Consider the following 12,992-nt stretch of genomic DNA (forward strand, 5'->3'; position numbering starts at 1 on the left):
GTTGACTACCCATCAAAACACACTCCTATACAAGGCTCTCAATGGGTTTATTCATAAAAGTTTCATAATCTCCTTACTACATCTAAATAAACACTTTATTAAAAATGATAAAATGTTTATAAACCTAGAAAATAGGGGGAATTTCGAATGAATAAATTGCATAAGAAGTTTTTATTACTATTCGTTTTTTTGATTGTTATTATATTTTTCATTGCTCACAAACCATCTAAATTACATAAGGGTTTCCCAATTCCGTTAACTGCAATACAGTCCAAGATTGACTACAAACATTAATACGCAGTCTACAAATGGAAAATGACATCTGAAGAACATGGTTTACCAAATTCTTATAAATTAATTTTAAAATTTTGGGGATGGAATGAAGTAAAAGAAGAAGCCGATGGTACACGAGTGGTTTTCACAAAGAACGGTGAAATAGTACATATTGTTTCTTTAAATGATGAGATTGAAATACATTTTTTTAAAAATTAAAAAGTATGATTAAAGGATGTTCGAAAAATGACAAAAAACCGCCCTTTTCAAGACGGTTTACAGATAAATCCTTAAAATTAATATCCAGTCCTCAATCTACAATTTAGGATTCTCCCCAAATCGATTATCTCCCTCTTCACTATCCAAACAGAAGAAAATAATAAGAATAATCGTACCAATAAACGGAATCAAACCAATTAACAACCACCAACCGCTTTTTCCTGAATCATGTAATCTGCGAGCTCCTACTGCTAAAGATGGCAATATCGTCAATAGACCATAAATTCCAGTTAAAACATTATCGATATCCGCAATGCTTTGTAAAATCGAAAGTATAATAGTGATAATGGCATTAAACAGGAAAAACATCCAATACTCTGTTCTTCTAGCTCTTCCGCTGAATACTACGTAATTCTTTAATACTTTTAAATACCATTCCACGATGGATCCCTCCCAAGAAGTAAATACGGTACATTTAAGTCTATTCTTAATACCCAGGTAACATTATTAATTTTTAATAATAGGACAATTTATTTTGAGTTAACACAAAAAACCGCCTAAAATTAGGCGGTTTTTAAGCTTAGATTATCTCGGTGCTGGGTCATGGAGATCATTTAATACAAAGTTTATTGAGGAAATACAAAATTATTAATGTATAATAACTTATTATTAATTAAAACATTTTTTGGGAGATTTATTTTGAAGCCAAATTACATAAAATTTTTACTGTTATTTTTTTCACTTGTGTTTATTTTTAGGTTTACTTTTTTTCCAGTCGCTTCTTTAGGAATAGGTGTTTCTAAAGGTGGATTAAATTTAATCCCATTAAAAATGTTTAATGAGTTTAGTAGCGTTAAACAATTTATCGTTAATATCTTTGGAAATATCATTCTTTTTGTGCCATTTGGGTTTATTTTAACATCCATTAAGAGATCAAAAAAAGTTATACTAATTGGCTTATTTTTATCGGTAAGCATAGAAGTTCTCCAATTTATGATGTCTTTTAGAACCTCAGATATAGATGATGTTATTTTAAATACTTTAGGGACATTCATTGGGTATAAGCTTTCAAAGACCAATTTATTTTAGAAATAATATGGTACATTTAAGTCTTTTCCTAATACCCCAATGAACATTATTAATTTTAATCTTATCTTGGAACTGGTCCATAACGATTGTCGTGATTTTCACTTTTAAAACAAGCAAGTATTAATAAAATAATTAATCCTATAAACGGAATTAAACTAATTAAATACCACCAACCACTTTTACCAATATCATGTAATCTGCGAACACCGACTGCAATTAGTGGTAACAAGATAAGCAAACCATAAATTCCTGAAATCATGTTATCTGTATTTGCAAAGTTATCTAATAATCTAAGTAAAAAAGTAATAATTGCATTAATCAACAAGAACATCCAATATTCAGTTCGGCTCGCTCTACCATGAAATCCTACATAATTCTTTAATACTTTTAAATACCATTGCACAACTGATCTCTCCTATGAAATTATTTTATCCAAAAGCTAGTGTATGCTTCCTTTTTAATATTCCCATAAGAAAATCAAATAACATATTTCTTATTAAAAAAATGAAAGATAATCAGTGGACAAATAAAAAAGGAATCCCAAAATCTCGGACTCCTCATCAAATAACTTATTTATTTAAATGTGTTAACGTAGCACCATACGGAGTTACATCAAAAAAGTCTCCATAACCAACAACTTTACCGCTACCGTTCGCAATGACTGATTTTCTAGATTTCCATGTTTCTCTCCATTGTTCATTTACATCTGCAGCACGGCGATTAACGATAATATTCATTTTCTTCGTTTCGATTTGTTCTTTTGTCATGTTTTTTGTATCAATTTTTTTAAAGTCATCTAAAATTAAATTTTTCGTTTTATCCGAAATCGCACCACTTTGAACAAAGATATCAAACATTAATGCATATCCTCTTTTTGTCCATAAGCCGAATGTTTTGTAATACTTTTCTGTTTGATCGAAGTACCATTTTGAAGCATTAATTTGTTCATCAATACATTCTTGACTTGTCCCTAGATTTTTAAAGTAAGTCTTCCAAGGCTCTACAACCTGGTATTTATTATTAGGGTCACTTATTGAATCTCCCCAAGCTACCTGTTCTTTTGTTGTTTTGTTCATAATTACATCTTTAAATGTGTTATAAGAATCCGTATCTCCATTGAAAGCTTTTAGGACTACATCATTATGATTTGCGAACATATTTTTCATAATTGGTTGGATCGTTTCAGTTCCAAAATTTTCTTGAAGCGCACCAAATGATAAACCGGCTCCGTCGAAATTACCACTTGTTGCACCAAATGCATCAGCTTCAGATGATGATGTTTCATACCATGAAGTGATTTCTAGCGCCATCTTTTTAACTGATTCACTTGCTGGAAGCTGTACTGGAGCAATCGTTTGTGTTGCTGACTTTTTTGTCGCAACTAGCGATTTGACAGGAATAGTTAATTTTTGTCCAATTCGAATTGAATTTGATTTTAATTTATTCTGCTTTTTAAGCTCAGTAACAGATGTTTTATATGTTTTAGAGATTTTATATAGCGTGTCCCCTTTTTTAACTTTATAAACAACAGAAGCGGCATTCGCTGGTCCGACTACTGTTCCTAAAGAAAAGACAATCGCAGTTGATAAAATAACATTTTTAATCGATTTTTTCATATTTGATTACTCTCCCTTACTATTAATCTATTTATCTAGTTAAACTCAGGAATTTCATTTATATTCGCAACGATAATTACTATATCACGATAATTAATTCTGTTCATCACATAAAATCTTCCAATTGATAATTGATTAACAAAAGCCACATTAAAAATTGGACAAAAAAAGACAAACCTCATTCGAAATTATTTCGAAATAAGGTTTGTCTTAAATTTCTTTTTCGTTTACTGGTTCTTTAACTTATCCCAAGTATCCTGAAGCGATTGCAGTAATTGCTGTGGATTTTTTTGTCCTCCAACATAAGCTTGCATTGATGCACCAAATTCATTTGTAGCACCGTTTGGATACTTAAACCAATTCCAAGAAAGTACTTTTCCGTCAGCTGAGTATTTTTGAATATCATCAGCAATCGGGCCTAAGCCTTTTCCTTCAATTGTTTTAATTGCTGGAATGAATTTAAATTTTTCAACGATATATTTTTTACCTGTATCAGAAGAAACCATCCAATTTAAAAACTTCTTCGCTTCTTCTTTGTTTTTAGAATTTTTGTTAACTACCCAGTTATTTGGAACACCTACAGGGATTTTGTCCATTGCTGCTTTGTCATCATTAATCGGAATTGGTAAAAGACCAAGTTTCATATTTGGTGTAATGCCATCGATCATACCTTGTGTCCAGTTTCCTTGTTGCATCATAGCTGTTTTTCCAGATGCAAAATTAGTAACTTGTGTATTATAATCCGTTGTTAATGGATTTTTATTTCCATATTTAATCGTTAAATCAAATAATTTTATAAACTCCTTAAATTTATCATTATTAGGAATTTTTACTTTGCCTGCATTTAAATCGGCGATAAATTTATCAGGGTCCGGTTGTTGTGCGAATGGAATATTTAATAAATGAATTCCTAAAATCCACCACTCACCATAGCCAACTGAAAACGGCGTAATGCCAGCGTCTTTTAATTTTTTTGCTGTTGTCTCTAATTCAGTTAATGTTTTTGGCAATTGTGTAATACCAGCTTTATCAAATAAATCTTTATTATAAATGAATCCATAGCCTTCCGTGTTCATAGGCATTCCGAGTAATTTTCCATCAACTGTCATCGGTTTTTCAGTTTCCGGATATAAATCCTTTACCCAATCTTGATCTGACAGGTCCTCGAGCTTATCCTTCCAAGTAACGGCTTCTTGGTATCCACCATTATTGAAAATATCCGGTTCATTTCCTGATGCAAATTGAGCTTTTAATGCTGCTCCATAATCTGCACCTCCACCTACTGTTTGAACCTTTACCGTTACATTTTTATTTTCCTTTTGATATTCCTTTGCTAAAGCCTCTAGATCTTTTGCAATTTCAGCTTTAAATTGAAAAATATTTAATGTAATGTTTTCACCAGCACCAGGCTTTTTTGTTTCTTCTTTTTTATTATTACATCCAGTAAACAACAACATACTAGTTGATAAAACAGCTATCGACTTAAAAAATTTTTTATTCATATGATCCTCCTTTAACTTACTTTATTGAGCCACTTGTAATACCACGAATAATTTGCTTTTGGGCAGCGAAGAAAAAGATCAATAATGGCGTAATGCCTAAAACTAATCCGGCAAGTGCTAAATTCCATTGTTTCGTATACGCTCCAAAAAAATAAAAAGTAGCTAGTGGTATTGTGCGGAGCTCTTCATCACGTAAAACTAGAGATGGCAACAAGAAATCATTCCAAATCCATAAAGTATTTAAAATAACAATTGTTACGGTGATCGGTTTTAATAAAGGAAACACTACTTTCCAAAAAACCATATATGGTGAACATCCATCAATAATCGCTGCTTCTTCAAGCTCAATTGGAATACCTTTTATAAAACCGTGATAGAGAAAAATTGAAAGTGCTGAGCCAAACGCTAAATACATAACAACAAGTCCATAATGACTATTCATTAAATGAAGTGTACTTCCCACTTTAACAAGTGGAATCATAATTGATTGAAAAGGAATTACCATCGTTGCAACAAAAATAAAGAAAATAACCGTTGAAATTTTATGCCTTGTGCGAACGAGTTTATAAGCTGCCATTGAGCAAAATAAAACGATCAACACATTACTGGCTACTGTTACAATCAAAGAATTCAATAAAGCCCTCCAGAAATCCATGACGGCAATCGCTTGAGAGTAATTTGTAAAATCTAAGGATTTTGGTAGCGATGATGTATTTTGCAATATATCTGCAAAGGATTTAAACGAGTTTCCTAATACATAGTAGAAGGGAACAAGGAAAAATATCGCTAAAATGATTCCAAATAACTCAAGCAAAAACGACAGCCCGGTATAGCGTTCATTTTCCACTATGCTTCAACCTCCCTTTTCTTCGTTAAATAGACTTGGAGAATTGAAATAGCTGCGACAACGACGAAGAAGACAATTGCTTTTGCTTCCCCTAATCCGTATCGATTGTTTACAAATGCTTCAGTGTAAATATTTAACGCAAGCATTTCTGTCGATTTAAATGGTCCCCCACCAGTAAGTGATAAATTTTGATCAAATACTTTAAACGACCATGAGATTGTTAAAAATAAACAAACAGTTACAGCTGGTGCTACCATTGGAATGATGATTTTCCTTAAAGTTGTAAAACGATCTGCGCCGTCAACTTGGGCTGCTTCAATCAATTCCTGAGGTACGCCTTGAAGTGCTGCTACATAAATAATCATGATATATCCTGCACCTTGCCAGATGGCTACAATAATAATTGCCCAAAACGCTCCATTTGCAGTACCTAACAATGACTGCATTAAAGAATCGATCCCTAGCGCAGCTCCTAATGAAGTGAGACCTTTATTAAAAATAAATTGCCATATAAAACCGAGTAATAAACCACCTATTAAGTTAGGTAAAAAGAAAATTGTCCTAAGAATATTTCTTGATTTAAGCCCCTTAGTAACTAATAGAGCTAAGCCAAAACCAATCAAATTCGTTAGGATCACAGCAAAAAACGTATACTTTGTGGTAATAATAAAAGACTGTTTAAAGTCTGCATCTTGCGTAAATATGTACTTATAATTATCAAAACCGACATAATGGATATTTCCAACAACCCCATTCCAGTTTGTAAAGGAATAATACAGACCCATTAAAAATGGAATAAGTACTAAAGCTGCAAATACTAGAAAAGCTGGACCAACAAATACGATAAAACTTCCACTATTTCTACGTTTCATTCGATAGGAGACTTTAAAGTCAGTAGCATCATCTACAACTGTTTCAACTTCTTTATTCATTGCTTTATCAAACTTTGACAACTATGTACCTCCCTTCATAATGATCTACAAAAAAAAGCAACTCCACCTTATTATTTAAAAGTAGAGTTGCTTTTATTCGGGATGCATTCTATTCGAGTCAAGATGCACTCTTCATATGAGTGCTACGTTGATCCTTTTGATAATTCACAATAATAATACCTGACGTAACCATAATTAAACCAATAAATACAAGATAAGATAACACTTCATTCAGCATGATTGATGATAAAATGACACCAAAAACAGGAACTAAGAATAAGTACATTGAAACTTTTCCAACTTGGTTATATTTCATGACATTGTTCCACAGTATGAAACCTACAGATGAAAGCACCGATAAATACACTAGCATGCCAAACGTTTTTAAATCAAAGTGGAACGGTAAAAACCCTGCCGTTAAACCACCAATTAATAATAATCCAATCGAACCGATCATCATTTGATATGCCGTTAAATAGGCAACATCCACTTTCTTTGCAGCTTCTTTAGCAAGTACATTACCATAGCCGCCAAACGCCATTGCAAACAATAATAAAATCTCGCCAATTCCTAAATGTAAAGAAAGAGTGCCCTTTGTAATATTCACGATAATTACACCCGCAAACCCTACCGATACTCCAAGAATCTTACGCAAGTTTAAACGATCATTTTTATACATAAAATGCGCTGCTAAAAGTTGAAAAAACGAAGTAGTTCCAGCAATAATCGAGCCTTGAACTCCCGTTGAAAAACTTAATCCAATATAAAACAACACATATTGTAAAAACGTTTGAAACAAACCTACTTTTCCTACTACAAAAAAAGTATCTCGCTTAAAAGTTAACTTTCTACCAATTATCGTAAAAAATATTAAAATTAATAATGAGGCCAAAAAGAAACGATAACCCGCAAAAATCATTTGTTTCCAAATCTCATTCTTCCCAATATGCAAGTGCTCATAACTTAGCTTAATAAACGGAAATGCGCTTCCCCATAAAAAAGTTGTAATAACCGCTGATGCAATCACTCCCAAAGGATGTGTAAAAAATCTCTTAGCAGACATTGTTTCCCTCCATAAGCCTTTTTCTCTCTATAGAATACAGTTTATTCTATCATCTATAGGGCATTCCTTCTATTGGTTTGATTTCGCGAAAGGCCTGAAGGTAAAGACTATTGTTGGAAATCTTTTTATGTGGATTTTAAATTATGATTTTATTCGCTTATATCCTAAAAAATGCTTTTGCCAATATGAGTCATTTAGATTAGAAATCGTAACGCCAGTACTACTACCAGCTTGAATAAATTCATTTTTGTTTAACATAATGCCCATATGTGATGGTCCATACGTGTAAGTATTTTGAAAAAATATCAAATCACCGGGCTGTGAAGATGTTACTTTTTGGAATGAAGTATTGTTATGCCAATAACCTGATACATTTGTTCTTCCAAACGGCTTACCATTTTCCTTCAGGACATAATAAATAAAGCCACTGCAATCAAAACCCGTAGGAGATACTCCTGCCCACTTGTAAGGAACGCCTAAAAATTGTTTTGCAAAAGAAATCATGTTTTGCTCATCATTACTAGAAGTCGAAGTCGAATCATTTGAATGATCAACTTCTTTTTCAGTATATTTAGCACTTATATAACCTGTTTTTCTTTGATAGATTATCTTGTGCCAACCATTTGAAGTTGAAATAACGTCAAACTTATGATTTTTTGTCGCACTACCTATTATATTGTAATTCGTTCCCGCCCCTGAACGAATATTTACTCTGGCTCCAGTTACAGTATATTTAATCGTATTGTATACTGGTTTTTCATCTTCAATTTTCTTTTGTTTTTGAACATAATTGCCGCTTATATAGCCAGTTCTTCCTTGATAAATAATCATGTACCAACCATTTGAGGAAGATTTGACATCTAATTTAGCATTCTTATTTACACTTCCTAAAATACTATAATTCGTTCCTGCTCCCGATCGAATACGTACACCGTTCCCTGTTGCGATGTAATTGAAGGTATTGCTTTCTATTTTTTCATTAATATTAATACTTTGTTTTTTAACATAAGTACCATTGATGTATCCAATTCTCCCTTGGTAATTAATCTTATACCAACCATTTGAGGAAGATATGACATCTAATTTGGCATTCTTATTTACACTTCCTAAAATACTATAATTCGTTCCTGCCCCTGAACGAATACGTACTCCATTCCCTGTTGAGATATAGTGATTCACGTATGAAATCAATTCTTTAGGTTGATTTGTGCTTGTACTTTCTGCATCCGCTTCTAATAGATCCATAGAATTAATACATGAAACAGATCCTATGATTGCAATCGATTTTATAATTTTTTTTTTCAAAATCTCCACCAGCTTTTTATTTTTATTTATATTTGCTATACTTTTTTGAATTTGAAATTGATAAACTAGGATTTAATGTAGTAACAAATATGTATTTAATGTGCTTACTGTATAAATATCGGTTGGATGCTTAAAATTCTTTAATAAACGTCAAAAATTTTATTAATAAATAGGCAGACAGAAGTCCTGTCTGCCCCAACCCTACCTCCATTTTCACAACTCGATCACATTCATTAAAAAATTTTTAATCTAAAAGTAAATTTTTTTCATCACATATAAAGTAATGTGGTAATATATATTTAATAAGAATTATTTTAATTAAGAAATCTGTGTGAACTACACATCTAAGAGATTAAATATATAGTAAGGTCTTATAAAATGTACGCTGCTGTCCTAGGACGGCAGCTTTCGTCGTTTTATAAGGATAGTGAATTTGATTATTTTTCTCAATTGAAAATAAGAAAGGGGTATTTATTATGGAAGCAAGTCCAAAAGTTACTACGATTCATGCTACATATGAAGCCGACCATGTGGAATCTACATCATTTCTTTCAAAACATGGAGAATTAATTGCCGCTTTAGTTTCTGGTGTATTAATTCTAATTGCTTCATTCGTTAAAAACGATAATTCTATCATGTCGATTATTTTATATGTTTTAGCATTTTGTATTGGAGGATATGCAAAAGCAAAGGAAGGCATTGAAGATACGATTGCTGAAAAGGAACTAAACGTTGAAATGCTAATGATTATTGCGGCAGTTGGTTCAGCTGCAATTGGTTATTGGACTGAAGGTGCCGTACTGATTTTCATATTTGCTTTAAGTGGCGCACTTGAAACATATACATTAAATAAAACAAATAAAGAGATTTCTTCACTATTGTCTATTCAGCCACAAACAGCAATTCGATTAGTCGATGAAGTTGAAGAAGTTGTCGGCATTAAAAGTTTAAACATTGGTGATTATATTTTAATTAAGGCTGGAGAACGTATTCCTGCTGATGGTCAGATCGTTAAAGGAGAAACATTAGTAGATGAAGCTGCTCTTACAGGTGAATCCGTTCCAGTTGTTAAAAACTTAAATGATGAAGTGTTTGCAGGAACAATCAATATTAAAGGAACACTAGTAGTAGAAATTACGAAACATAGTGATGAGACTCTTTTCCAAAAAATCATTAATCTCGTCCAAACAGCTCAAAGTGAACAAACTCCTTCTCAACAATTCATTGAAAAATTTGAAGGTGTTTATGTTAAAGGAGTATTAATTGCCGTATTATTCATGATGTTTTTACCGCATTTTGCATTAGATTGGTCATGGACAACAACATTTTATCGAGCAATGATTTTACTAGTTGTTGCATCACCTTGTGCATTAGTAGCATCGATTACACCAGCTGTTTTATCTGCAATCTCAAATGGTGCAAAGTCGGGGATTCTTGTTAAAGGCGGTATTCATTTAGAGCGATTAGGTGTATTAAAAGCAATCGCATTCGATAAAACTGGTACTTTAACGATTGGTAAGCCAGAAGTAACTGGTTTTGAGAAAATAGAAGATTTTGATCGTACAGAATTATTATCAATCGTTGCTTCAATTGAAAGATACTCAACTCACCCGCTAGCTTCAGCAATTGTTGAATATGCTACGAAACAAGGAATTACAGTATCGTCGTCATTTGAACAAATTGATGACCACCCTGGTTTCGGTGTATCAGCGATTTTAAATGGTTCTGAGTATAGAGTAGGTAAAAAAGAATTCGTAACAATGAAACAAAATCCTCTCATTCATTTTGAACAACAATGGGAACAAGAAGGAAATACAATTGTTTATGTAGGTACTCAAGATAAAGTTGTTGCGATTTTCTCATTAAAAGATTTAGTTCGTAACGAATCAAAGCAAGCCTTATCTACTTTAAATAAATTAGGTGTTCGAACAGTCATGATTACAGGTGACTCTGAACAAACAGCGAAAGCAATTGCTGCCGAAAGTGAAATCAATGAATACTTTGCATCATGCTTACCAGATGAAAAAGTATCGATTGTTAAAAAGCTAAAAGACAACTATGGTCAAGTTGGAATGGTTGGTGATGGTATAAACGATGCCCCTGCTCTAGCAACTGCAAATGTAGGAATTGCAATGGGTGGCGGAACTGGAGTTGCTCTAGAAACTGCAGATGTCGTTCTGATGAAAAATGACTTAACAAAAATAGCTAAAGCAATCACTTTATCTAAACGCATGAACAAGATTGTAAAACAAAATATTATCTTCTCACTAAGCGTAATCGCATTCCTTATCTGCTCGAATTTCCTACAAATCATTGATTTACCTTATGGAGTAATCGGTCACGAAGGAAGTACAATTTTAGTTATTCTTAACTCATTAAGATTACTAAGAGACTAAAAAAAGCATCGTACAAAATTGTACGATGCTTTTTCTTTTAAACTGACTAGTAATGAGCCTTTTAGCAGGAAAAGCAGTATTCTTGTCAGTCTAAAAATCAATGGTAATCATTATGTCCGTTTGCAGAACCGCTAGTTTTGCCCTTTGGATGCGAGCTGCTTTTTTGTTTCTTATTCGATTTATCATTGTGGTTTTTCTTATTATTACTCATTTTAAAGTTCCTCCCTTTTTGAAGTCTTTTTTAGTTTACCTCTCTAAAATAAGACTACTCATGGAAGAAAACTCCATTATATTATAGAAGAAATTATTTTGGATTTGGATTATTAGGATCAATTAATTTTGGTTTAGCTTTGTGCTTACCATACTGTCTTTGCTTTATTAATGCATTAAGCTCTCCACCAATAATTACAACCATTGCCGAAATAAAAAACCAAATCATCAAGACAATAATTCCACCTAAACTACCGTAATGACTTGTGTAATTACCAAAGTTATCAACGTAAAAAGCAAATCCAAATGAAGAAATGATCCATCCAAATGTTGCAAATAGTGAACCAAAGAATGTCTTTTTAATGTGAACTACTTTACTCGGTCCAATGGAATATAGAACAGTAAATACAATCATTAGGATTACAAAGCTTAGTGACCAGCGAATCAGGCTCCAAGTATATAAGAAATCCTGAGATATATCCAAAAATTGAAATACAGACTTAGCAATTACTTTCCCAAACACTGGTATTAATAATGCAAAGACAATAACAAAAATCATAATAATTGTTAAAAGAATTGAAACTCCTCTAGTAACAAAGTAATTTCGTTTATCCTCTACATCATACGCATCATTAAGTGCCCGAATGATTGCATTAATCCCATTGGACGCAGCCCATATAGTCGCAATTAACCCTACTGATAAAACTCCACCATGTGATTGCCCGATTATTAACTGCAAGTTACTTCGTATAATAGCCATAGCATCTGGCGGAGCATATTGACTCAAGAATGACAATATTTGATCAGTAGAAAGTGGTAAATAGGTTACGACTTGAGTTAGAACAAGTAGAAATGGAAAAAGAGATAGCATTAAGTAATATGCTAGCTCCGCTGAACGAGATACTATTTCGTCTTCCATACACTTTTTCACTAAATCCCAAACAAATGCTAAAATAGAATTCTTTTTCTTAATCAAATTGACACCTTCAATTGTTATTCTTTAGATGTATTACCTGCCAATAAAATTGATTCTACTTTCTCTTGTACTTCATCTGCATTTTCATCAGTTAAATCTTCAATACCTTCAAGAGTAGCTTCTAATTGCTCGTCAGTTTCAGAAGATTCATTTTCATGATTCACTTCTAGTGAAGTCGCTGAAATTTGCGATTTACCTTCTTCTAGATCGATTGAATCTTCAATTTTCGCTTCTACAGCTTCAACTGCTTTTTCAGATACTTTAGAAGAACCTTTATCAAACTTATTTAATGTTGAATCTTTAATTTCGATCCATTTATCTTTTACAATCTGTACATTGCCTTCTAATTTCTCAACTGAGCTTTGTACTACCCTCAATTGATTTCGAACGGCACCTTTTACGATTTCAGGATCTTCTTTAATTTGATTTAATTTGTTTGTTACGCTTCTTCCTTTACGTGAGATTTTCTCACGATTTTCCTTGTTAAGTAGAGTAACCCCTGCACCAATTGCGACTCCGACTAGAATATTGCGTAAAGCTTTGTTACGTTTTGACATTCTACAT

At 32.6% G+C, this 12,992-nt stretch carries 14 protein-coding genes; 4 read left to right on the top strand and 10 right to left on the bottom strand.

Annotated features, from left to right (window positions below):
• Positions 1-147 precede the first annotated feature (147 nt).
• Complete coding sequence (locus tag COI44_RS24175) at positions 148-294, top strand: hypothetical protein (protein WP_179887098.1); 147 nt, start codon at positions 148-150, stop codon at positions 292-294.
• A 21-nt stretch (positions 295-315) separates the two neighbouring features.
• On the top strand, positions 316-492 hold the full coding sequence (locus tag COI44_RS24180) for a hypothetical protein (RefSeq protein ID WP_179887099.1): 177 nt from the start codon (positions 316-318) through the stop codon (positions 490-492).
• Between the two features lie 96 nt (positions 493-588).
• Here the strand turns inward: COI44_RS24180 and COI44_RS12095 are convergent, their stop codons facing one another.
• On the bottom strand, positions 589-933 hold the full coding sequence (locus COI44_RS12095) for a DUF805 domain-containing protein (RefSeq protein WP_098428176.1): 345 nt from the start codon (positions 931-933) through the stop codon (positions 589-591).
• Positions 934-1,143: 210 nt separating this feature from the next.
• Between COI44_RS12095 and COI44_RS24855 the strand changes: the two genes are divergently transcribed.
• Positions 1,144-1,581, top strand: a complete 438-nt coding sequence (locus COI44_RS24855) for a VanZ family protein (protein WP_098428177.1) — start codon at positions 1,144-1,146, stop codon at positions 1,579-1,581.
• A gap of 61 nt (positions 1,582-1,642) precedes the next feature.
• Here the strand turns inward: COI44_RS24855 and COI44_RS12105 are convergent, their stop codons facing one another.
• The 7 genes from COI44_RS12105 to COI44_RS12135 form a co-directional block, all read right to left on the bottom strand.
• Entirely contained in the window at positions 1,643-1,984 is a 342-nt protein-coding gene (locus COI44_RS12105; RefSeq protein ID WP_098428178.1) for a DUF805 domain-containing protein, read from the bottom strand.
• Between the two features lie 166 nt (positions 1,985-2,150).
• Positions 2,151-3,197, bottom strand: coding sequence for a LysM peptidoglycan-binding domain-containing protein (locus COI44_RS12110; RefSeq protein WP_098428179.1), 1,047 nt, complete (start codon positions 3,195-3,197; stop codon positions 2,151-2,153).
• A 227-nt stretch (positions 3,198-3,424) separates the two neighbouring features.
• On the bottom strand, positions 3,425-4,699 hold the full coding sequence (locus COI44_RS12115) for an ABC transporter substrate-binding protein (protein WP_098428180.1): 1,275 nt from the start codon (positions 4,697-4,699) through the stop codon (positions 3,425-3,427).
• Between the two features lie 16 nt (positions 4,700-4,715).
• A complete protein-coding gene (locus tag COI44_RS12120) occupies positions 4,716-5,546 on the bottom strand; it encodes a carbohydrate ABC transporter permease (RefSeq protein WP_098428181.1) in 831 nt (276 codons plus the stop codon).
• Positions 5,546-6,418, bottom strand: a complete 873-nt coding sequence (locus COI44_RS12125; protein ID WP_286163900.1) for a carbohydrate ABC transporter permease — start codon at positions 6,416-6,418, stop codon at positions 5,546-5,548. The genes COI44_RS12120 and COI44_RS12125 overlap by 1 nt, the downstream gene beginning before the upstream one ends.
• Before the next feature lie 178 nt (positions 6,419-6,596).
• The gene (locus COI44_RS12130) at positions 6,597-7,541 is read right to left on the bottom strand and encodes a DMT family transporter (protein ID WP_098428182.1); all 945 of its coding nucleotides are present in this window, start codon (positions 7,539-7,541) and stop codon (positions 6,597-6,599) included.
• A 141-nt stretch (positions 7,542-7,682) separates the two neighbouring features.
• Complete coding sequence (locus COI44_RS12135; RefSeq protein WP_098428183.1) at positions 7,683-8,846, bottom strand: C40 family peptidase; 1,164 nt, start codon at positions 8,844-8,846, stop codon at positions 7,683-7,685.
• Between the two features lie 476 nt (positions 8,847-9,322).
• On the opposite strand from COI44_RS12135, the gene COI44_RS12140 reads away from it, so the two are divergent.
• The gene (locus tag COI44_RS12140) at positions 9,323-11,242 is read left to right on the top strand and encodes a heavy metal translocating P-type ATPase (RefSeq protein ID WP_098428184.1); all 1,920 of its coding nucleotides are present in this window, start codon (positions 9,323-9,325) and stop codon (positions 11,240-11,242) included.
• 304 nt (positions 11,243-11,546) lie between these two features.
• On the opposite strand, the gene COI44_RS12145 is transcribed toward COI44_RS12140, so the two are convergent.
• Positions 11,547-12,428: a YihY/virulence factor BrkB family protein gene (locus tag COI44_RS12145; protein ID WP_286133892.1), complete on the bottom strand. Its 882-nt coding sequence runs from the start codon at positions 12,426-12,428 to the stop codon at positions 11,547-11,549.
• Positions 12,429-12,445: 17 nt separating this feature from the next.
• Entirely contained in the window at positions 12,446-12,985 is a 540-nt protein-coding gene (locus tag COI44_RS12150) for a hypothetical protein (RefSeq protein ID WP_098428185.1), read from the bottom strand.
• Between the last annotated feature and the right edge of the window lie 7 nt (positions 12,986-12,992).

Origin of the sequence: Bacillus sp. AFS088145 (assembly GCF_002564465.1) — a bacterium.
Taxonomy (GTDB): domain Bacteria; phylum Bacillota; class Bacilli; order Bacillales; family Bacillaceae_G; genus Gottfriedia.